Genomic DNA, 23335 nt, shown 5'->3' with positions numbered 1-23335 from the left:
AAGTTTGAATTATTTCTTTGTTATTTGATTGTTAATTCTTTGATAAAATGTGTTCCTGCATTCAAGTCAAAACTTTACTTTTGCAGCATTAAAATAACCATTGTGGCTTCAGAAACTTCTATTCTAGAAAACAAATCCGAGTTAGTTCAAAAAACCATTTTCTCCATCTTGTTTTCCATCAGTTTTGCTCACTTGCTCAACGATTTAATCCAAGCCATAATCCCATCTGTTTATCCTATTTTAAAGCAAAGTTATAATTTAACCTTTTCGCAAATTGGATTAATAACTTTTGCTTTTCAATTTTCAGCGTCCATTTTGCAACCATTTGTTGGGTATTACACTGATAAAAATCCAAAACCATTTTCACAGATATATGGCATGCTATTTTCAATGGCAGGAATAGTTTCTTTAGCTTTTGCCAATAATTTTTATTGGATTGTAGTTTCAGTTGTTCTAATAGGAACTGGTTCTGCTATTTTTCACCCAGAATCGGCTCGAATATCAAATTTAGCATCGGGAGGAAAACGTGGTTTAGCACAATCAATTTTTCAAGTTGGAGGTAATTTAGGCACTGCTCTTGGACCACTTTTGGTAGCTTTAATTGTAGTTCCCAATTCTCAGAAATACATTTTGGTATTTGTCATTGCGGCATTTATAGCTTTAGGAATTATTTCTAAAATAGCCTTTTGGTATCGTGATCATTTGGTACTTCGGAATAATAAAAAAGGAGAGTTTATCAATTTTCATAACCTGTCCAAAAGCAAAGTCAAATGGGCAATAGCGGTGCTCTTAATTTTGATTTTTTCTAAGTTCTTTTATTCAGCAAGTCTATCAACCTATTATACGTTTTATGTTATAGAAAAATTCAATCTTTCTATACAGCAAGCACAGTTTCACATGTTTATTTATCTTTTTGCCTATGTGCTTGGAACGGTTATTGGCGGACCATTGGGCGATAAATTTGGGCGTAAATATATTATTTGGTTTTCGGTTTTTGGAGCGGCACCTTTTGCGCTTTTATTGCCATACGCTAATCTTTTTTACACCGATGTTTTAATGATAATTATAGGTATTATAATTTCATCTGCTTTCCCTGCTATCATTGTTTATGCACAAGAATTAGTCCCTAAAAAACTTGGAATGGTCTCCGGACTTTTCTACGGTTTCGCTTTCGGAATGGGCGCATTGGGTTCTGCTTTGTTGGGTTTCCTTGCTGATTATACTTCTATACAGTTTGTCTATAAAATATGTTCATTTCTTCCATTGATGGGAATTATATGTTACTTTCTACCCAATTTGAAGAAGAAATAATGTCATACTGAGTTAGCCTGTGCTGACGAAGGAAGTATCGAAGTAAGGAGCGAATCGTCTGCGCATTATTGAATTCCATTTTCCTGCTTTTCGTTCTATCTTTTATACCTGACAGGTTTTAAAAACCTGTCAGGTATAAATTGAAAATACAAATTATGTGAAGTAATCAGGGCTAAATAGGATTTGTCTTTTTCTTTTGTATTCGCTACATTTACCTCTCAATTTTTTATACAATGTCACTCAATCCAGAAGTACTTCAAAAACTCACAGCGTTACTTGGTGAAAATCATGTTTTCACCGATCAAGAAACCTGCAACCATTATGGTCACGACGAAACCGAAGATTATGTTTTTCCTCCAAGCGTAGTGGTTAAACCAGCCAATGCAAAAGAAATTTCAGAAATTTTAAAACTGGCCAACGAATATAAAATTCCAACAACACCCATCGGTGCAAGAACAGGTTTAAGTGGTGGTGCTTTATCCATTTACAAAGGAATTGGTCTCTCTACAGAACGCTTGAATAAAATTCTCGAAATCGACGAACAAAATTTACAAGTTACAGTTGAACCCGCAGTGATTACACAAGTTTTGCGCGAAGCTGTTTCCGAAAAAGGATTGTTTTATCCAGTCGACCCAAGCAGTATGGGAAGTTGCTGGATAGGCGGTAATGTAGCCGAAAATTCAGGTGGAGCACGAGCGGTAAAATATGGTGTAACCAAAGATTATGTTTTGAACCTTGAAGTGGTTTTGCCCAATGGTGAAATTATTTGGACTGGTGCCAATACGTTAAAAAATTCAACAGGATATAACTTAACACAATTGATGGTAGGAAGCGAAGGTACATTGGGTGTTATTACCAAAATTGTTCTAAAGTTATTACCAAAAAACAATCATAATGTTTTAATGCTGGTTCCATTTTACAAAGCCCACGAAGCATGCGAAGCAGTATCAGCTATTTTCCGTGCCGGAATTTTACCTAGTGCTTTGGAGTTTATGGAACGTGATGCTATTGACTGGACAGTTCGATTTGTAGAAGGCATTAGCGTAACCATTAAACCCGAACACCAAGCGCATTTATTGATAGAAGTGGATGGTAATTATCCAGAAATCTTGATGCAAGAAGCCGAGAAAATTTTATCGGTGGTAGAACAATTTGAAATCGATGAGGTTTTGTTCGCTGATACTGAAGACCAAAAAAATGCCTTATGGAAAATGCGTCGTGCTGTAGGTGAAGCGGTAAAATCAAATTCAATTTACAAAGAAGAAGACACCGTTGTGCCGAGATATATGTTGCCCGAATTATTATCAGGAATCAAAAGTATTGGAGCAAAGCATGGTTTCAAATCGGTGTGTTATGGTCACGCAGGCGATGGGAATTTGCATGTAAATATCATTAAAGGCGACATGACAGATAACAATTGGAATACTCAAGTTCCTCTTGGTATTCGTGAAATATTTGAATTGACGGTTTCTTTAAAAGGAACATTATCTGGCGAACACGGGATAGGATATGTGCAAAAAAACTTTATGGATATTGCTTTTTCCAAAGTTCATTTGGAATTAATGGAACGTATAAAACACGTTTTTGATCCTAATAATATTCTCAATCCAGGAAAGATTTTCCCTGATGAACTTTAAGTTCTAAACCACAAAGCTCACAAAGATGTTATTCCTTGTGAGCTTTGTGCCTTCTTAGTGTTCTTCGTGGTTAAATGATTAATCTCTTTTAGGAGTATTTTTTTTATCGCGTTTTTCAGCTTTCTTTTCTTTTGCGGTCTTCAGAGGTTCTTTTTTCACCGCTTTTTGAGTGTCTTTTCCTTTTGCCATGATATAATTTTTAGATTAATTTATAAAAGATAGAAGTAAAGATAAAGAATATTTTGATTACAATCCCAATTCTTTTCTCACGTTTTCATCAAATAATGTTTTAAATGCCGCTAACTGATTGGCATCGTCAAAGTTGAAAAACTTCCATTCATTATTTGTGCTTTCATCCATAACGGCTACAAATGTGGTTGTTTTCTTTACGTTAAAACTATTTCGATTGGGCTCGAAAGTGACCTCTTTTGTTTTGTTGATTTCCTGCAACCAAGTTTTCTTTTCGGTAGCCATTTCTGAAGATAGTTTGGTTTCAAAAAAGTAGCGCATAGGATTTCTACACGTAATGACACAAAACGATTTACCAGTTATTTTTTTAATAGTTCCAAACTGAAACGGAACAGTTTCTACTTGCAATCGCAAACGGTATTCCTCGTTTTCATACTGTTTTTCAATACTTTCTAGCATTATATTGAGACCAATGTCTTGAACCATTTTTGGATAGGAAAACGAGACTATTGTTTCAAAATCCATTAAATAATTGGCTTCGTAAAGTTTTTTTGTAGCCGTTTTTAAGTCAGTACTGTTCTGTGAAAAGCAGTTCCAAAAGACAAATACAAAAAGAAAAGATACGAGTTTTGTTTTCATCAGTATATGATTTTTTATTGAGAATTTAGATTTAAGTATGTGCAATTAAATTGAATAAGCAAGTTTACTCATTCTTAACTCTTGTGGAGTGAAGCATATCTAGTTTCCAACCATTTTCTGTTAAAATAGCGGTGGCACTTTCTAACCAATGAGCTTTTCTGATGATTTTATTATCAACTGAAATTGTTGCATAATTTTGGTAAGCTATCCATGCAGTTTTATCTTTTATTTTAATATCTATAACTTCAATTTTATTAATTCGATTTGGTTTCGGAGTTTTTAGTTTGGCCTTTTCAATATAGTTTACAATAGAGTCATTGTTCCAAATTTCACCATTTTCCAGCAGCAAAAAGTCTTTGGTATAAAATTGTTCAATTTTTTCAGCATTAAATTTAGCCCACAGTTCATCAAAAGATTCTTGGACTAGATTTGTTATTTCCATTTTATGGGTATTATTTGAAACTTGACTGAATGCTATATTTGTTATAAACAGTAACAATATTGTGCTATAAAATTTATTCATATTAGGTACTTTTAAATGAAGTATAAAATTTAGTTTGATAGGCTATTTGTAAAAATTTACATTTGTAAAAATATAAAAAAAATCCTCAATAGTTTTCTAAAGAGGATTGTATGAGTTTTTTTGGTTACAATTCTTCGAGCTGAATTCTTTTTTTGAATTGCTTTAATTGTTTGAAATAGGTTGGTGTTAATCCCGTTACTCTTTTAAATTGGTGTGATAAATGAGCCACACTGCTATATTCCATCAAGAAACTAATTTCAGTAAGCGTTAACTCGTCATACAAAAGCAATTCTTTAACTCGTTCTATTTTATTGATAATGATATAATTGACTATGGTTGTTCCAGTGACTTCTGAAAAAAGATTGGAAAGATGGGTGTAATTATAATCTAATTGTTCGCTTAGGTATTCAGAAAAATTTACTTTCGGATATTTTTCGGCATAATGTATAAGTTCGATAATTACTGTTTTTGTTTTTTCGATTAGCATTGATTTTTTATCATCCATCAATTCTAATCCTTTTTTTAACAATGCTTTGCGAAGTGATTCTCTGTCTTCGGCGTGGATGTTTTTTTTGAGTGTAACTTCGCCTAATTCAATGCTGGTGAACCCCAATTTTAATTTTACTAATTCTTCTTTTACTGCCAATTTACAGCGAAAGGAAACCATGTATTTAATATGTATTTTCAAGATAACTGAATATTTGAGTTAAAATAGATCAAGCTAAAAGTAGCCTATTGTCATTGTCTCAAATTCAAGTAAAGGTACTCTATTTGTGCGCGCAAAATTAATTTGTTTTTTTAGCCCTCAATTATACATTTCTAATTTAGATTTATATATTTTACAGTTTTAGTGAAATAAAAAATACTCAACAGTTTTCACAGTTGAGTATTAATTCTGATATTATGATAAATTTCAATGGGATACAATCCAAAAGTAGTTTATATAAATAGTAGTTAGGACTTTTTAGAAACTTATCTGATATGATTTTTATCATGAATATTACCATAATAAATTAAGAAATTTGAGGTAATATTTAATTTAATACACGATACTTATGGCAAATTTTGATATTAAACACATTAAAAATGTTGTTTTAGTTGGACACACGGGTAGTGGTAAGACAACGCTTACTGAGTCAATGCTTTTTGAAGCTGGGTTGATTAACAGAAGAGGAACTATTTTGGATAAAAATACAGTAGCTGATTATACTGATATTGAACATGAAAAAGGAAAAACGTTCTTCTCAAAATTGGTAAACACAAAATGGGAAGGCTATAAAATTAATTTATTAGATACTCCAGGATATGATGATTTTGCAGGTGAAATAGTTGGCGCTATGCGAGTTGCCGATTGTGGTTTGATGTTATTGAATGCAGCAATGGGAGTTGAGGTTGGAACGGATATTATTTGGGCTTATTCCGATGAATTTAAGTTACCAATGTTATTGGCTGTGAATCATTTGGATAATGAAAAAGCAGATTTTGATAAAACTGTAAACGAAGCCAAATCTCATTTTGGAAATAATGTTGTTATTGTACAATATCCACTAAATCAAGGTAATCAATTTGATACCATTATCGATGTTTTGAATATGATAATGTGTAAATATCCAAAAGAAGGTGGTACTCCTGAAGTGTTACCTATTCCAGACTCTGAAAAAGAAAAAGCAAATCAACTACACCAAGAATTGATTGAAACCATTGCAGGAAATGATGAAACTTTAATGGAGCTTTATTTTGAAAAAGGCGAATTGAATGAAGATGAAATGAAATTAGGATTACATCATTCTTTGATTAAACATGAGATTTTCCCGGTATTCTGTGTTTCAGCTAAAAATAATATGGGTTGTGGTAGAATCATGAGTTTTATAGATAATGTTTGTCCTTCGGCTTATGAAATGCCTAAACAAAAAACTATTGATGGAAAAGAAATTGAATGTAGTGAAAATGGTTCAACCGCTATTTTTATATACAAAATTTTATCAGAGCCACATATTGGTGATATGAGTTTCTTCAAAGTGCTTTCTGGTAAAATTAGAGTGGGTGATGAGTTGACAAACGAAAATACAGGTCAGATAGAAAGAATTAACCAATTATATGAAGTTGAAGGAAGTAAAAGAACTGCTGTAAATGAATTGGTTGCCGGTGATATTGGAGCAACTTTAAAATTAAAAGATACGCATACCAACAATACACTGCATGAAAAAGGAAAACATATCGAAATAGTTCCAATTAAGTTTCCAACTCCTACTCTAACGATTGCAGTAGAAGGAACCAAAAAAGGAGAAGAAGAAAAATTATCGGTTGCTTTACATCAATTGGTTGAAGAAGATCCAACTATAAAAGTGGAAGTTTCTCCTGAGTTAAAACAAACTTTAATTCACTGCCACGGCGAGTTACATTTAACAGTTATCAAATGGAAATTAGAAAACGCTTATAAATTATCAGTAGATTTTAAAACGCCTAAAATAGCTTATAGAGAAACCATTCGTAAAAGTGCGGATACTATTTACAGACACAAAAAACAATCAGGTGGTAATGGTCAATTCGCAGAAGTTTCCATGAAAATTGAACCTTGGTATGAAGGAATTGAAGAACCAACAGGTTATAATATTAGAGGAAAAGAAGAACACGATTTGCCTTGGGGTGGAAAATTAGTGTATTATAATTGTGTTGTTGGTGGTGCTATTGATACTCGTTTTCATCCATCAATTATGAAAGGAATTATGGAAAAAATGCATGAAGGTCCGCTTACAGGTTCTTATGTTAGAGACGTTCGAGTTATTGTATATGATGGAAAAATGCATACCGTTGATAGTAATGATTTGTCTTTTAAAATAGCTGGAATGATGGCGTTTAAAGAGAATTTCCATAATGCCGACCCACAAATATTAGAGCCATTTAGTAAAATTAAAATACATGCTCCAGAAGACTTGACAGGTACGATAATGAGTAGTATTCAAACTCACAGAGCTGTTGTGGGAGGATTGGATTCTGAAGGGCAGTTTTCCATTATTAGTGCTAATATCCCTAATGCCGAAATAACTCAATTCAGTGGAGATTTACGTTCCTTGACACAAGGAAGAGCACGATTTGAAATGCAATTTAGCCACTATGAGCCAGTACCTTTTGATATGCAAAAAGAATTAATTACAATGTTTAAAAAACAGGAAGAGTTAGTTTAAAATAGATTTTATTAGAAAAAACCTCGAGTTAGTAATAATTCGAGGTTTTTTTATGCGGTATCGAAAACACTTTTTATGTGCCTCACTTTTTTTTTATAAAAAAATCCTCAACAGTTTTCACTGTTGAGGATTAGATTATGATAATCTGACTGAGACTTTAAAAACTATTCATGAACCAAAACCCATTCGCCAGAAGCCAACATACTTTCGGCTTTTTTGAATTTCATAGCTTCTGTTTTACCACTCATTACATGTTTAATAGTAACGGTATCGTTACGGTTAATTTTTGGAGTTTCACGAACAATTGTTTCCGTTACATGTGGTCGTTGTTGGGTTTGACTTGCTTCACGATTGGCGCTTTCACTGCTTGTTATTTCGTCTTTCGTTTCGGTGTAATTTTGTTTTTCGCGAACTTGTCGTGCTTCTTGAATATTTTGGTTTTGCTGAGGCAAATCGCCTTTAAACAAGAACGAAATCACTTCTTTATTCACACCATCAAGCATTGAACTAAACAATTTAAAAGCTTCCAGTTTATAGATAAGTAATGGGTCTTTTTGTTCGTGAACGGCTAATTGAACAGATTGTTTCAACTCGTCCATTTTGCGTAAATGCTTTTTCCAAGCTTCATCCACAATGGCTAGTGTGATGTTTTTTTCAAAATCAGCGACTAACTGTGCTCCATTCGAATCGTATGCTTTTTTCAAGTCGGTTACGACATTCAATGTTTTAATTCCATCAGAAAATGGCACAACAATTCGTTCAAATTTGTTTCCTTCTTTTTGATACACATCTGCTATGATAGGAAATGCTTCACGAGCGCTTCTTTCGGTTTTCTCAGTATAATAGGCCATTGCAGCTTTATATACTTTACCTGTAATTTCTGTTTCAGATAATTTATCAAATTCACTAGCAGAAATTGGAGAAGTTATAGAGAAATAGCGAATCAATTCAAATTCAAAATTTTTGAAATCATTTCTTCCTTTGTTGTCACCTACAATTAATTCGCAAGTGTCATACATCATGTTGGCAATATCCAGTTTCAAACGCTCACCGTGTAACGCATGACGACGACGTTTGTAAACTACTTCACGTTGTGCATTCATAACGTCATCATATTCAAGCAAACGTTTACGAGTTCCAAAGTTGTTTTCCTCTACTTTTTTCTGAGCACGTTCTATAGACTTGGTCATCATGGAATGTTGGATTACTTCGCCTTCTTTCAATCCCATTCTGTCCATAATTTTGGCTACTCTGTCAGAACCAAATAAACGCATCAAGTTATCTTCTAACGATACATAAAACTGTGAACTTCCTGGATCACCTTGACGACCAGCACGACCACGCAACTGACGGTCAACACGACGAGAATCATGACGTTCTGTACCAATAATTGCCAAACCACCAGCCGCTTTTACTTCTGGAGTTAGCTTAATATCGGTTCCACGACCAGCCATGTTGGTAGCAATGGTTACCACTCCAGGTTTTCCTGCTTCTTCCACAATTTGAGCTTCTTGTTTGTGCATTTTTGCATTCAAAACGTTGTGAGCCACACCTCGAATTTTCAACATTCGGCTCAATAATTCTGAAATTTCTACAGAGGTTGTTCCAATTAAAACTGGTCTTCCAGCTTGAGATAATTGCGTAACATCTTCGATTACGGCATTGAATTTTTCGCGAACTGAGCGATAGATTAAATCCTCTTTGTCAATTCTTGACATTCCTCTATTGGTTGGAATTTCAACTACATCTAATTTATATATTTGCCAAAGTTCTCCAGCTTCTGTAACTGCAGTTCCAGTCATACCAGCTAATTTGCTGTACATACGGAAATAATTTTGCAATGTAATCGTAGCAAAAGTTTGGGTTGCTGCTTCAATCGTAACTTGCTCTTTCGCTTCAATAGCTTGGTGTAATCCGTCAGAATAACGACGACCATCCATGATACGTCCTGTTTGCTCATCAACAATCAAAATTTTGTTGTCCATGATAACGTATTCTACATCTTTTTCAAAAAGTGTGTATGCTTTCAATAACTGAGTGAGCGTATGTATTCTTTCTGATTTGATACCGAAATCTTGGAACAATTTTTCTTTGGCTTCAGCTTCTTTGTCTTTGTCTAAATTTTGTTTTTCGATGTTGGCAATTTCAGTACCAATATCGGGTAAGATGAAGAAACTTTCATCAGTATCTTTAGAGAGGAATTTTATACCGTTATCGGTCAATTCTACTTGATTGTTTTTCTCTTCGATTACAAAATACATGGCTTCGTCAACTTCTGGCATTCTGCGATTGTTGTCTTGCATGAATTCGTTTTCGGTTTTTTGAAGCAATTGTTTGATACCTTCTTCACTTAAAAACTTGATTAACGCTTTGTTTTTTGGTAACGAACGATAAGCTCTCAATAATTGAAATCCACCATCTTTGGTATTTCCTTCTTTAATCAATCGTTTGGCTTCGGTTAAAAATCCGTTGGCCAATTGACGTTGCAAATTATATAGATTTTCAATTTTTGGTTTCAATTCATTGAATTCATGACGGTCACCATCAGGAACTGGACCCGAAATAATTAATGGTGTACGAGCATCATCGATTAACACCGAGTCAACCTCATCCACAATAGCATAGTTGTGTTTTCTTTGAACTAAATCATCTGGCGAATGTGCCATATTATCACGAAGGTAATCGAAACCAAATTCGTTATTGGTTCCATAAGTAATATCGGCTTCGTAAGCTTTTCTTCGGGCGTCTGAGTTTGGCGAATGATTATCAATACAATCAACAGTTAATCCATGAAACTCAAATAATGGTGCTTTCCAAGTGCTATCACGTTTTGCCAAATAGTCGTTTACGGTAACAAGGTGAACACCATTTCCAGTCAAAGCGTTTAAGTAGAGTGGAAGAGTAGCTACTAATGTTTTTCCTTCACCCGTTTGCATTTCGGCAATTTTTCCTTCGTGCAAAACAATACCACCAATCAACTGAACGTCATAGTGTATCATGTCCCAAGTGATTTCTTTTCCTGCAGCATTCCATTGGTTTGCCCAAATGGCTTTGTCACCGTCAAGAGTTATGTAGGTTTTCGTAGCTGAAAGTTCTCTATCTTTTGCAGTAGCAGTTACAGTTAAAGTAGAGTTTTCTTTAAATCGACGAGCTGTTTCTTTGATTACCGCAAATGCCTCAGGAAGTATTTCGTTCAATACTTTTTCTGAAATTTCGTAGGCCTCTTTTTCTAAAGCATCAATAGCGTTGTAAATGTCTTCTCTTAAATCAATATCTGAAGTATTTTCTGCTTCTGCTTTTTTAGCTTCGATTTCTGTGTCTTGTTTTGAACGCGCTTGTTTTATTTTTTCTTTAAATGCCACAGTTTTTGCTCTTAACTCGTCATGAGAAAGTTTAGCTAATTCTGGTTCTAAAGCTTTAATTTTTGTGATATAGTGTTGTGTAGCTTTGACATCTTTTTGAGATTTGTCACCTACAAATGCTTTAATAATACTATTGATGAAACTCATAATGGGTTTGTATTTTATTTTTTTAAATTCCTAGTAAAGGAGTGCAAATTTAAACAAAAAAAAAGCCCAAAATGGACTTTTCTTCTCTTGTAATTGTTTATTTTCTAATATTCATCCTCGTTCCAAAGATAATCTTCGTCGGTAGGATAATCTGGCCAAATTTCTTCCATAGATTCGTAAATCTCACCTTCGTCCTCTATAGATTGTAAATTCTCCACTACTTCAAGCGGAGCACCAGTTCGTATAGCATAGTCAATAAGTTCATCTTTGGTAGCTGGCCAAGGCGCATCGCTTAAATAGGATGCCAATTCTAATGTCCAATACATCTTCTGTCGATTTTTAGTTTATGCAAAAATAAATTTTATACTGAAAAAGTCAAGTAAAAAATGATTTATTTTAAAAAAAAGTTAAGAACGTCTTGATTTTTGATTTAAGAATAGTGACTTTTGATTTTTGATTTCAATTTTTATGTAAAGAATTTTAATTCTAAAATACTAAAATCGTTAATCAACAATCTTAAATCATTACTTTCTAGGTATCCATTTCACCTCATCTGCGTTCAGGTCAAGGGACAACTTTCGTGCCAAGACAAAAAGATAGTCAGAAAGACGGTTTAAATATTTTATGACTTGCTCATCTGTAGGTTCTAACTCATGAAGATGTACTGCTAGGCGTTCGGCTCTTCGGCAAACACAGCGTGCGATATGACAATATGACACCGTTGTATGTCCGCCAGGAAGTACAAAATGTGTCATAGGAGGTAAATTAGCTTCCATTGTATCAATTTCATTTTCTAGAAATTCGATGTCGGTTTCGAGAATTCCTAAATTTTTTAGTCGTTTTTCTCCGTTTTTCTTCACTTCTTTTTCTGGTGGTGTTGCTAGAATAGCGCCAACAGTGAATAATCGGTCTTGTACTTCTATCAAAACATTTTTGTACAATGTATTGATGTCTTGGTCACGAATTAATCCTATGTGGGAATTGAGTTCATCAACAGTTCCATAGCTTTCTATTCTAATATGATGTTTTGGGACACGTGTTCCTCCAAAAAGCGCTGTAGTTCCTGTGTCACCAGTTTTGGTATAGATTTTCATTATTTAGTAATTAGTGAGAAGTATGTAATTATTTGTTTGCCAAAGGTAGCAAAAATTAGAATGGATTATTATATAGCCCTGATCTTGTCATTGTTGGAGCTCTTGTCATGTCTCGTTTCTAAAAACGAGACGAGACAAAGCGACTGACGAGAGCAGGAACATGGATTTCTGATGAATCCCAAGCGATTCGCTTATAGCTTTATAAATGATTCTTGTTTTCGGTATCACTTTCAATTAATCCATCACGCAAACGAATAATTCTGTGGGCATATTTGGCAATCTCTTCTTCGTGAGTTACCAAAATTACAGTGTTTCCGTTCTTGTGAATATCATTGAATAAGTTCATGATTTCTTCGGATGTTTTACTGTCTAGATTTCCTGTGGGTTCATCGGCAAGGATGATGGATGGCTTGTTAACCAATGCTCTGGCAATGGCAACACGTTGGCGTTGTCCTCCAGAAAGCTGGTTCGGTTGGTGATCCATTCTATCGGCAAGGTTTACTTGTGTTAACACTTCGGTGGCTCTTTTGCTGCGATCGGATTTTGAGTATCCAGCATAAATCATGGGTAGAGCCACGTTATCAAGAGCTGTTGTTCTTGGTAACAAGTTGAAAGTTTGAAAAACAAATCCAATTTCTTTGTTTCTTATTTCGGCTAAATCATCATCGTGCATTTGACTAACATCTTTGCCATTCAAAACATAACTTCCAGAGGTTGGCGTGTCCAAGCAACCTAAAAGGTTCATTAATGTCGATTTTCCCGAACCTGATGGTCCCATTAAAGCTACATATTCGCCTTTATTGATTTGTAAATCGATACCTTTTAAAACGTAGATGGTTTCGTTTCCTAATTGAAAATCACGTTTAAGATTTTTTATTTTGATTAATGGATTTGCCATTTTTATTTTTAAATGAAGATTTACGATTTTAAATTTATGATTGTAAATATAAGTAATCTAAAATAAGGATTTGTTACAAATTATATACTCCAATCACAAAATCTTCGTTCTTTAGTTTATATTAACTTCAACCGCAACCTTTCATAATATTTAGTATCTTTAAAAAAAAATTAGTTACTTTATGAAAAAAGCAATCCTTTATATATTCTTTTTTAATTTCTTTTGTATAAGTTATTCGCAATGTTGGAAATCTGCTTCAGCTAGTATTTACAATACTTTAGCAATTAAAAATGATGGAACTTTATGGGCTTGTGGAGGAAATTATTATGGACAACTGGGCGATGGAACAACAGTAGATAAAAACACCTTAGTACAAGTTGGCATTACTAATGATTGGAAAATGGTATCCGCAGGTGGAAATTATACAATGGCGGTAAAGAATAATGGTACTTTATGGGCATGGGGAAATAATAGTGGTGGATTATTAGGTGACGGAACTACTATTGATAGACTTATTCCAACTCAAATAGGAAATGCTACAGATTGGAAGTTAGTTTCGGTAACTTATTATGCTTGTTTGGCAATTAAAAATAATGGAACATTATGGGCTTGGGGTTTTAATGAAAATTATGGACAATTGGGAGATGGAACAATTATCAATAGATTTGTACCCACTCAAATTGGAACAGCTACTGATTGGCTAAAAGTTTCATCTGGACCAACACATACAGTAGCTATAAAAACAAACGGGACATTATGGGCTTGGGGTAATAATACTTATGGACAATTTGGTAATGGAAATAATATTAATTCTTATGTACCCATTCAAATTGGGACTGCTACCAATTGGCAGGAGGCATTAGCTGGAGAATATCATACAATAGCTCTAAAGACGAATGGAACAATTTTTTCAACAGGTGTAAATTCAGATGGTCGATTAGGAGGAGGATCTTTAAATGGTAGAAATAATTTAACTCAAATAGGAAGTGATAGTAATTGGCAAAGCATAGGAATTGGGAAATACAATTCAATTGCCATCAAGATAAATGGAACTTTATACGCTTGTGGAATGAATTATAATGGTTTGTTAGGCGATGGAACATCTATAGAAAGGAATGTTTTAACTCAAATTGGTACAGCTTTTAATTGGAAGTTTGCTCAAACGGGAGAATACCATACCGTTGCTTTAAAAACAGATGATTCACTGTCAACTTGGGGAAATAATTCTTATGGTCAATTAGGGATAGGTACATTTGATGCTTATTCTTTTATTCCAACAAATGTTAGCTGTACAAGTTTATCAATCGACGAACAAGAAGCAATATCCTTTTCTTTATTCCCAAATCCTACTAATTCAGTTTTAAACATTACTTTTTCAAATAGTGAAGCTATTCAAAAGATTTCGGTTATTGATATGACTGGCAAGTTAGTCTTACAGGAGTTAGGAGACATTACCCAAATAGATGTTCAAAATTTGGCTAATGGTTTGTATATTATTTCTATTTTAACTGAAGGAAAAGTAATCAATCAAAAGTTCATAAAAGAATAATTATTAAACTCTAATTATAAAATGTTCTTTCTTTTGTTCTGTTCTAAAAAAAACAATTCCCCATTGAAAAGTATCAATAGTTACGGTAACTGTTGAGTGATTTTTTATAATTTTCCAAGCTTCTTCCATGTCAGTTGACCAATGAATATCGTCAAAAATCCAAACGGTTTCATTGGTTATTGTGGGTAATAACAACTCAAAATAGTCAAGAGTGGCTTGTTTGGAGTGGTTGCCGTCGAAATAAACCAAATTGAATATTTGATGTTTCGAGTTTAAAGTTTCGGGTTTAAAGTTTTTTAGATAATCTTCAAATTTTGTTTGTACGCATTCAACATTATTGATATTGAATTTTTGTAATTCTAATTGGCATAAATAAATTGTATTTGGACAACCTTCTAATGTGATGATTTTTGCCTTTTTATTTCCAAGTGATAAAGCGGAAGTCGCTAATCCTAATGAAGTTCCGATTTCTAAGATACTTTTTGGTTGAAAATAATTGACAATTCTAAATAATAATTTTGCTCTTTTTGGAGATATTCCTGCGGTTTTAGCAATTTTAGAGATTTGTCTTTTGTTGCTTTTAAATATTTTTGAACCAGCACCATAATCTGTTACTTCAATGAAATTTTTATTGGCTAAAAGTGACTTTCTGTATTTTTTTAGAACAGCATATTCGGGATATTGTTTTTTATCATAAAAACATTTAGTTACTAAATCAAATACAAATGGAGAATGCACTCCATGTTGGTTTTTGGAGTTGTAGAGGAATTTTAGGTATGATTTTATTATTTGTAACATTTGTTTTTTGTTACACAGAGATACTCAGAGTTAGCACAGAGATGCACGGAGTATTTTCTCGGTGAGTCTCATTTTTTTCTCTGAGAATCTCTGTGAAATAATTTACTCCATTTTACTCGAAAGTTCAAACCAGCGTTCTTCTTTTTGTTCTAGTTTAGTAATAATAACTTGAAGTTCATGTGCTTTAGCTGTTATATCAGAATCGGCTACTTTTCCTTCTGCAAAATGATTTTCAATTTGTTTTTTCTCGTATTCTAAATCTTTGATTTCGCGCTCAATTTTACTAAATTCTTTTTGTTCATTAAAATTCAAACCTGAATTAGTGGAACTGTTTTGCTTCCAGCTATTCTTTTCAGTACTAACATTGGATAACGTTTTTGGTTCAGCGGAATCTTCATAAGCTCTAAAATCGGAATAATTTCCGGGAAAATCTTCAATTTGTCCTTCACCTCTAAAAATGAATAAGTGATCTACAATTTTATCCATAAAATACCTATCGTGAGACACTACTAATAGGCAGCCAGGATAATCCAACAAGAAGCTTTCCAATACATTCAACGTTACAATATCTAAGTCATTCGTTGGCTCATCGAGTATCAAAAAGTTAGGATTTTGAATCAAAACTGTACATAAATACAAGCGTTTCAATTCGCCACCACTCAATTTTTCAACAAAATCATATTGTTTTTTTGGATCAAATAAAAAGCGTTCTAATAATTGTGAAGCCGAAATAATTTTCCCTTTTGTTAGCGGAATGTATTCGCCATATTCTTTAATAATATCAATAACTTTTTGGCCAGGTTTTGGATTAATTCCACTCTGTGTATAATATCCAATTTTAATGGTGTCACCAATAATAACTTTGCCCGATTCTGGCAACATTGTTTTAGTTAAGATATTTAAGAAAGTTGATTTTCCAGTTCCGTTTTTACCAATAATTCCAATGCGTTCGCCACGTTGGAAATCATAAGTGAAATTATCAAGAATTACTTTATCCTTGAATTTCTTATTCAGTTTGTGAAGCTCAATAATTTTGCTTCCCATACGTTCCATGTTGATTTCAAGTTCTACTACATTTTCTTTTCTACGACTTTCGGCAACTTCTTTGATTTTATAAAAATCGTCTTGTCTTGATTTTGATTTGGTTGTTCTAGCTTTTGGTTGACGACGCATCCAAGCCAATTCTTTCACAAAAAGGTTTTGTGCTTTGTCAATTGTGGAGTTTTCCATGGCAATACGTTCTTCTTTTTTCTGCAAATAATAAGAGTAATTGCCTTTGTATTGGTATAGTTTTCCGTTGTCCAATTCAATGATTTCATTACAAACGCGTTCCAAAAAGAAACGGTCGTGCGTTACCATGAACAACGTGATATTTTCTTTAGCAAAATAACTTTCTAGCCATTCAATCATTTCTAAATCCAAGTGATTGGTTGGCTCATCCAATATCAATAAATCAGGACGATTGATCAAAATAATAGCCAATGACAAGCGTTTCTTTTGTCCACCTGAAAGCGATTTTACTTTCAGTTTTAAATCGTCCAATTTTAGTTTGGAAAGAATTTGTTTGAACTGAGTTTCAAAATCCCAAGCATTGTGTCGATCCATTTCATCAAAAGCCAATTGGTATTTTTCCTCATCTTCTGGATTTTCCAACGCTTTTTCATATTGCTCAATGACATGTAGAATTTCATTATCCGAAGCAAAAATACTTTCCTCGATAGTCAATTCATCTTGTAAATTATTTTTTTGAGAAAGAAATGCCATTCTCAACCCTTTTCTAAGCACTATTTGTCCTGTGTCTGGTTCATCTTCGCCATTGATGATGTTCATGATACAAGTTTTTCCAGAACCATTTTTGGCAATGAAAGCAATTTTTTGGTCTTTGTTGATGCCAAAAGAAATGTTTTCAAACAAGGTTCTTTCGCCAAAGGATTTTGATATGTTTTCTACTGAAAGGTAATTCACAACGCTATTTTTTTGCAAAAGTAATCAATTACAGTCATTAAAGATAGCTTTAAATAGCAGTATAAACATATTTTAAAAATGACTATTTAGGTTTGAGAAGTAACCCAAAAATTAGTTTATTTTTGTAAATAATTCCACTATAAAAAAAGTGTAAATGAATCACTTTGTATCTATAACTTTGTTTTTGTTTTTTTTCACAACTAGTTGTTTTTCTCAAAATGATTCGGTAAAAAATAATAGTGTCGATGTTAGGGATTATTACAAAAAATATTTTTTAAAAGGGAAAGATTTTAAACAGAATACTGATAAAAAAGTGGCTTTTTCCTTGATGCCTCTTCCTTCTGAGTCTAATACTAAAGGAGGTTTAGTAATATCATTTTTAACCACATTTTACTTAGGTCACAATAAGGAAACAACTAAAATGTCTGAAGTGAGTTTTACTCCTTATTTTAGCTTCACAGGTCAGTATGTTTTTCCAATTCAAAGCTATATTTACACAAATAATAACACCTATAATTTTACAGGCGATTATCGTTACATGATTTATCCACAATCAACATTCGGTATAGGAAATAATAATCTAGAAAAACAAATGTCAATCTTGAATTATCAACAGTGGCGTTTTTATCAGTTTGCAACCCGCAAAATTGTGGGTGATTTTAGAGCAGGTTTGGGATTTTTATATGACAATTATAGAAACATTTCTGAAGAGTCTGAAATAGATGGTGAAACGGATTATGTTAAATATATGAAGGGAGATTTTTCAGATATAACTTCATTTGGAATAGCGATTCAGGCTTTATATGATTCTAGAATCAACACTATCAATCCTGAACAAGGCCATTATGTTGAAATTGATTACAGGATAAATTTTAATGGTGGTTTGGAAAATGAAAGTTGGAAATCGATTTATATTGATGCTAGGAAATACATTTCATTAAGTCAATATCGGCACAAAGTTTTTGCTACAAGAGCTTTTTATTGGTCAACATTTGATGGCAATCCTCATTATTTAGACTTGCCGAGTATTGGTTGGGATCGCTATGGAAAAACCGGAAGAGGCTTTACTAGAAACAGGTTTAGAAGCAATGCCTTATTGTTTTTTGAAGGAGAGTACAGAACAGACATTACCAAAAATGGGTTTTTAGGAGCTGTATTTTTTACTAACATTTCTTCCGTTTCCGCAATAGATACTTATAATTTTACGAGATGGAATCCTGCTGTTGGCACAGGTCTTAGAATGAAATGGAACAAGAAAAATAATAATAACCTTTCATTAGATTTAGGAGTTAGTAAATATGATTGGTCTTTGCGATTTAGTTTAGCAGAAAACTTTTAACTTTCCTTTGTCTGTTACGTCTTAACCATTAATAGGTTCATTAAACAGGTATTTCCTGAACTGTTTTTTGAAAAATAAGCTGCCATTTCTGATAGCTTATTTTAGCTTATTTTAGAATATCAACTTCTAAATGACTTTCATCTAATATTTTAATAAATGCTTTGGTGTAATCTTCCTTTTTTGCTTGATATGGATTTTCTATAAATTTTTGAGAATTCACAGCAATTAATGGATACCAAGTACTCTGAATTTGTATTTGAATTTTATGTCCTTTTTTAAAGGTGTGTAAAACATCTTGTACTCTAAAATTAACTTCGGTGGTTTTATCTGGTGTCAAAGGTTCCGGTTTTTCAAAACTATTTCTAAAACGCGCTGGCATTACTTCACTTCTTACCATTTGATGATAATTAGCATAAAGAACATTTGGTTTATCCTTATCTTGAGGTTCGTCAGCAGGATAAATATCAATAAGTTTTACGATGAAATCGGCATCTGTAGCTGTTGTCGCTATTTTTAGTTTTGCCATAATTTCACCAGCTAATGTAACGTCATCGGTTAAATAATCAGTTGTAAAGGATACAACATCGGGTCTACTCAACGCAAAACGCTGGTCTTCGGACATATAATTTCTAGGTGTAAAACCATTATATTCTGCATAATTAATACTACTAGGGACTGGTTTATTTGGGTCGCTATAATATTCAGAATATGAATTAGTAGTAGATTTTTCATTTGCTAATTTTCCATTTGAGCTAAAATAAAAATTGAGTTTGGAACTTTCTTTTGGAGGCCAAGTAGCAAATTGTTTCCATTCTTTTTTCCCAGTGTCAAACATAAATGCTTCTGGAAGTGCAGCAGCCTCTTTTGATTTTTCTTTTAAATAATGATTGAAGAATTTATATTCAATATTTTTTTGATAATAAGTGGCGATGCTATCTCCAAAATAAATGTCGTTATGATAAAGCTTTCCATTTTCTCTAGACCAACCGCCGTGAGAAAATGGTCCCATAACGATTGTATTTTTTGCTTTTGGATTGTTCTTTTCTATGGTTTTGTAAATATTCAAAGGTCCAGCTAAATCTTCCGCATCAAACCAACCACCAACGGTCATCACGGCGTGATTTATACCTTTTAAATGAGGTAACAAATTTCTGGATTGCCAAAATTCATCATAATTAGGATGACTAACAATTTCTTGCATGAAAAAGTTGTCTTTGTAATATTTGTCAACACCATCTTTTAATGTTCCTATTTCATTGTAAAAAATTGAGCCGTCTTTAGAAGTGGTTTTGATAGATTGGTCTGTATACCATGCTTTATTTTCAGCTTTTGTTTTTTGAACTCCAAAAACAGGAAAAGTTTTGAAATAACCCATCATGAAAGCACCATTATGATGAAAATCATCAAAAAACACATCAGAAATTGGAGCTTGTGGCGACGAAGCAACTAAAGCGGGATGATTCGCTAGTGTTCCAACTGCTGCATAAAATCCGGGATACGAAGTTCCATATTGTCCGACTTTACCGTTATTATTTTTAATATTTTTAATTAACCAATCGATGGTGTCATTAGTATCGGTACTTTCGTCAATATCTTTTTTTGTTTTGTGCGCCACTTGTGGTGTCATGTTTGTAAAAATGCCTTCGCTCATATATCTACCTCTAACATCTTGGTAAACATATATGTATTTGTCTTTTTGTAAATATTGATTTGGTCCCAATGATTTTTTGAAATTTTCTTCTCCATACGGTGCAATACTGTAACACGTTCTTTGCATTAAAATGGGATATTTTTTTTCTTTTGAAATGTCTTTTGGAGTGTAAATTACCGTGAATAATTTTGTTCCATCACGCATTTCAATATAAACTTCTTTTTTGTCAAAATTATTTTTAACGTCCTCTTGAGAAAAAACAGTGATTGATAAAAAAAGTAAAAGGGTTGTTATTAAAAATTTCATAGTTGATTTTTTTTGAATTTCGAAGATAATAAGTTTTTCTATAAATAATCATTGGTGAGTGTTAAAATTAAAGTTTTAATTATATTCGCATCATGCAACTATCAGTAATTATTCTCAACTATAATGTGCGCTATTTTTTAGAGCTATGCGTCATGAGTGTGCAAAAAGCCATTCAAAATATGGATGCCGAAATTATAGTCGTTGATAATAATTCATCTGATGATAGTTGTGCCATGATGAACCGTTGTTTTCCCGATGTAAAACTCATTCAAAACAATGAAAATTTAGGATTTCCAAAAGGCAATAACATCGGAGTAGCTCAAGCCAAAGGAGAATATATTTGCATCTTAAATCCTGATACAGTCGTTGCCGAAGATACTTTTGAAAAAGTATTGGCTTTCTCCAAAAGCAAAACCGATTTAGGAATTGTTGGATGCAAACTCATTGACGGAACAGGAAACTTTCTTCCCGAAAGCAAACGTGGAATTCCAACACCTTGGGTAGCTTTTACCAAGATTTTTGGTTTGTATAAATTATTTCCATCCCGAAGCGTCGGGACATCATTGTTTACTAAATATTATGCCCAACATTTAACCCAAAATCAAACGGGAAAAGTAGATATTCTTGTTGGTGCTTTTATGGTTATGAAACGCGAATTGTATACTGAAATTGGCGGTTTTGATGAAAATTGCTTTATGTATTCCGACGATATTGACCTAAGTTATATGGTGTTGCAAAAAGGGAAAAATAACTACTATTTTCATGAAACAACGATTATTCATTATAAAGGAGAAAGCACGGTTCGAGATGGAACGTATATGAAACGCTTTCAAGAAGCGATGAATTTCTTTTATAAAAAGCATTTCAATCCTTCTTTTTTCTTTACTTTTTTTATGAAAATTGGAAGTTTTATTTTTAGTCTGTTTAAGAAAAGCCAACAAAAGAACAAAGCAATTTCTGTTGATGAAACAATTTTATTTTCAAAAGAAATTACAAATTTGCCAAATTTTGAAAAGATTAGTAACTATACTAATTTGGAGGAATTCAACGAAAATCCGAACCATTCATGTCAACTTATTTTTGATATTAATTCATTTAGTTTTATTGAAATAATTGATGCTATGCAAATACTGAAAGCCAAAAACATCACATTTAAAATGTATCTAGCACAAAATAATTATGTTATTGGAAGCAACAGCGCAAACGATATAGGAGAAATTATAAATTTATCAAAAATTGCATAATTCTTAGTGTTTGCTCAAAACAATTAGTATTTTTGCACCCAAAATAAAACTACACAACTTTAGTTTACATATATGGCAAAGTTTGAATTGAAATTACCTAAAATGGGTGAAAGCGTTGCAGAAGCAACGATTACAAATTGGCTCAAAAACGTTGGCGATTCTATTGCTATGGATGAAGCTGTTTTAGAAATAGCTACGGACAAAGTGGATAGTGAAGTGCCAAGTGAAGTTTCGGGAATTTTGATAGAACAACTTTTTGGAAAAGATGACGTAGTTAAAGTGGGTCAAACTATTGCTATTATTGAAACAGAAGGTGGTTCGGTTGAAATTGCTCAATCAGAATCAGTTGTTACACCGAGTGTAGTCGAGGTTCAAAAAACCATAGAAGTTGCTAAAGAAGCTGTTGCTCCAGCCGATTTCAAAACATCGGATAAATTCTTTTCTCCACTAGTAAAAAATATTGCTACTGCAGAAGGTATTTCTATTTCTGAATTGGAAAGTATCTCTGGTTCGGGAAAAGATGGAAGAGTCACCAAAGAAGATATTTTGAAATTTGTCGAAAATAGAAAGTCAGGAGCAGGAAGTCAACCAGTTGTTGTTTCAGCACCAGTTTCACAACCCGAAACTCGCAACTCGCAACCTGCGACACAGGCTGTTCCAGTTTCTGTTAATGGTGGTGACGAAATCATTGAAATGGACAGAATGCGAAAGCTGATTTCAGGTTACATGGTTGCTTCGATACAAACTTCGGCACACGTTCAATCGTTTATTGAAGTTGATGTTACCAATATTGTAAAATGGAGAGATAGAGTTAAAAATGCTTTCGAAAAAAGAGAAGGCGAAAAATTGACTTACACACCAATATTCATGGAAGCTGTGGCAAAAGCCATAAAAGATTTTCCTGGAATAAATATTTCGGTTGATGGCGATTACATTATTAAAAGAAAAAACATAAACCTCGGAATGGCGGCAGCGTTACCTAACGGAAACTTAATTGTTCCGGTTATAAAAAATGCAGACCAACTAAACCTTGTTGGAATGGCAAAAGCCGTGAATGATTTAGGAAACCGTGCTAAAGCCGGAAAATTAAAACCAGACGATACACAAGGCGGAACTTATACTGTTACAAACGTAGGGACTTTTGGTTCTGTGTTTGGAACACCAATTATCAACCAACCACAAGTGGGTATTTTAGCACTTGGCGCCATTAGAAAAGTACCAGCCGTTATTGAAACTCCAGAAGGTGATTTCATTGGAATTCGTCAAAAAATGTTCTTGTCACATAGTTATGATCACCGAGTTGTTGATGGCGCTTTAGGTGGAAGTTTCGTGAAACGTGTAGCGGAATACTTAGAAGCTTTTGATGTAAATAGAGAATACTAAATACAAGTAATTATAAATCAATCCCGATTTCACAATCGGGATTTTTTATTCTAAAAAAATCATAAAATCGACCATCGGTAACTTCAATATTTTATATTTGTCCACTTAACATTTT

Annotated in this window: 17 protein-coding genes; 7 read left to right on the top strand and 10 right to left on the bottom strand. The window is 33.2% G+C overall.

Features of this window, described 5'->3' with window-relative positions; genetic code table 11:
• Nucleotides 1-102: 102 nt before the first annotated feature.
• Complete coding sequence (locus ACSVH2_RS13630) at nt 103-1311, top strand: MFS transporter (protein WP_438093733.1); 1209 nt, start codon at nt 103-105, stop codon at nt 1309-1311.
• Between the two features lie 233 nt (nt 1312-1544).
• Nucleotides 1545-2948, top strand: a complete 1404-nt coding sequence (locus ACSVH2_RS13625; protein ID WP_438093732.1) for an FAD-binding oxidoreductase — start codon at nt 1545-1547, stop codon at nt 2946-2948.
• Nucleotides 2949-3194: 246 nt separating this feature from the next.
• Here ACSVH2_RS13625 and ACSVH2_RS13620 read toward each other — a convergent pair whose 3' ends face one another.
• From ACSVH2_RS13620 to ACSVH2_RS13610, 3 genes are all read right to left on the bottom strand, one after another.
• Nucleotides 3195-3776: a hypothetical protein gene (locus ACSVH2_RS13620; RefSeq protein ID WP_438093731.1), complete on the bottom strand. Its 582-nt coding sequence runs from the start codon at nt 3774-3776 to the stop codon at nt 3195-3197.
• Between the two features lie 64 nt (nt 3777-3840).
• The gene (locus tag ACSVH2_RS13615; protein ID WP_438093730.1) at nt 3841-4299 is read right to left on the bottom strand and encodes a DUF4440 domain-containing protein; all 459 of its coding nucleotides are present in this window, start codon (nt 4297-4299) and stop codon (nt 3841-3843) included.
• Between the two features lie 124 nt (nt 4300-4423).
• On the bottom strand, nt 4424-4987 hold the full coding sequence (locus ACSVH2_RS13610) for a helix-turn-helix domain-containing protein (protein ID WP_438093729.1): 564 nt from the start codon (nt 4985-4987) through the stop codon (nt 4424-4426).
• Between the two features lie 367 nt (nt 4988-5354).
• Here ACSVH2_RS13610 and ACSVH2_RS13605 point away from each other — a divergent pair, with 367 nt between their 5' ends.
• A complete protein-coding gene (locus ACSVH2_RS13605) occupies nt 5355-7484 on the top strand; it encodes an elongation factor G (RefSeq protein WP_438093728.1) in 2130 nt (709 codons plus the stop codon).
• Nucleotides 7485-7648: 164 nt separating this feature from the next.
• Here ACSVH2_RS13605 and secA read toward each other — a convergent pair whose 3' ends face one another.
• The 4 genes from secA to ACSVH2_RS13585 all read right to left on the bottom strand — a co-directional run bounded on the left by secA (nt 7649) and on the right by ACSVH2_RS13585 (nt 12985).
• The gene (gene secA / locus ACSVH2_RS13600) at nt 7649-10993 is read right to left on the bottom strand and encodes a preprotein translocase subunit SecA (protein ID WP_438093727.1); all 3345 of its coding nucleotides are present in this window, start codon (nt 10991-10993) and stop codon (nt 7649-7651) included.
• Nucleotides 10994-11097: 104 nt separating this feature from the next.
• Nucleotides 11098-11319 carry a DUF2795 domain-containing protein gene (locus ACSVH2_RS13595; RefSeq protein WP_002986941.1) on the bottom strand — a complete coding sequence of 74 codons (222 nt, stop codon included), beginning with the start codon at nt 11317-11319 and terminating at the stop codon, nt 11098-11100.
• A 198-nt stretch (nt 11320-11517) separates the two neighbouring features.
• The gene (locus ACSVH2_RS13590) at nt 11518-12087 is read right to left on the bottom strand and encodes a cob(I)yrinic acid a,c-diamide adenosyltransferase (protein ID WP_438093726.1); all 570 of its coding nucleotides are present in this window, start codon (nt 12085-12087) and stop codon (nt 11518-11520) included.
• Between the two features lie 199 nt (nt 12088-12286).
• A complete protein-coding gene (locus ACSVH2_RS13585; protein WP_438093725.1) occupies nt 12287-12985 on the bottom strand; it encodes an ABC transporter ATP-binding protein in 699 nt (232 codons plus the stop codon).
• Nucleotides 12986-13166: 181 nt separating this feature from the next.
• Here ACSVH2_RS13585 and ACSVH2_RS13580 point away from each other — a divergent pair, with 181 nt between their 5' ends.
• Nucleotides 13167-14534 carry a T9SS type A sorting domain-containing protein gene (locus ACSVH2_RS13580; protein ID WP_438093724.1) on the top strand — a complete coding sequence of 456 codons (1368 nt, stop codon included), beginning with the start codon at nt 13167-13169 and terminating at the stop codon, nt 14532-14534.
• Between the two features lie 3 nt (nt 14535-14537).
• Here ACSVH2_RS13580 and ACSVH2_RS13575 read toward each other — a convergent pair whose 3' ends face one another.
• Nucleotides 14538-15332, bottom strand: coding sequence for an O-methyltransferase (locus tag ACSVH2_RS13575; RefSeq protein WP_438093723.1), 795 nt, complete (start codon nt 15330-15332; stop codon nt 14538-14540).
• A gap of 102 nt (nt 15333-15434) precedes the next feature.
• Complete coding sequence (locus tag ACSVH2_RS13570) at nt 15435-17297, bottom strand: ABC-F family ATP-binding cassette domain-containing protein (RefSeq protein WP_438093722.1); 1863 nt, start codon at nt 17295-17297, stop codon at nt 15435-15437.
• A gap of 154 nt (nt 17298-17451) precedes the next feature.
• On the opposite strand from ACSVH2_RS13570, the gene ACSVH2_RS13565 reads away from it, so the two are divergent.
• Nucleotides 17452-18636, top strand: coding sequence for a hypothetical protein (locus ACSVH2_RS13565; RefSeq protein ID WP_438093721.1), 1185 nt, complete (start codon nt 17452-17454; stop codon nt 18634-18636).
• A 106-nt stretch (nt 18637-18742) separates the two neighbouring features.
• Here ACSVH2_RS13565 and ACSVH2_RS13560 read toward each other — a convergent pair whose 3' ends face one another.
• Entirely contained in the window at nt 18743-20593 is a 1851-nt protein-coding gene (locus ACSVH2_RS13560) for a CocE/NonD family hydrolase (protein ID WP_438093720.1), read from the bottom strand.
• Nucleotides 20594-20685: 92 nt separating this feature from the next.
• On the opposite strand from ACSVH2_RS13560, the gene ACSVH2_RS13555 reads away from it, so the two are divergent.
• Together ACSVH2_RS13555 and ACSVH2_RS13550 are read left to right on the top strand one after the other, a co-directional pair.
• The gene (locus tag ACSVH2_RS13555) at nt 20686-21837 is read left to right on the top strand and encodes a glycosyltransferase family 2 protein (RefSeq protein WP_438093719.1); all 1152 of its coding nucleotides are present in this window, start codon (nt 20686-20688) and stop codon (nt 21835-21837) included.
• A 72-nt stretch (nt 21838-21909) separates the two neighbouring features.
• Nucleotides 21910-23220 (top strand): dihydrolipoamide acetyltransferase family protein, encoded by a 1311-nt coding sequence (locus ACSVH2_RS13550; RefSeq protein WP_438093718.1) that lies wholly within the window; start codon nt 21910-21912, stop codon nt 23218-23220.
• The last annotated feature ends 115 nt before the right edge of the window (nt 23221-23335 follow it).

Origin of the sequence: Flavobacterium sp. RSB2_4_14, assembly GCF_051547085.1 — a bacterium.
Taxonomy (GTDB): Bacteria; Bacteroidota; Bacteroidia; order Flavobacteriales; family Flavobacteriaceae; genus Flavobacterium.
Note: the sequence above shows the minus strand (reverse complement) of the source record. Positions and strands in the feature narration are given on the sequence as shown.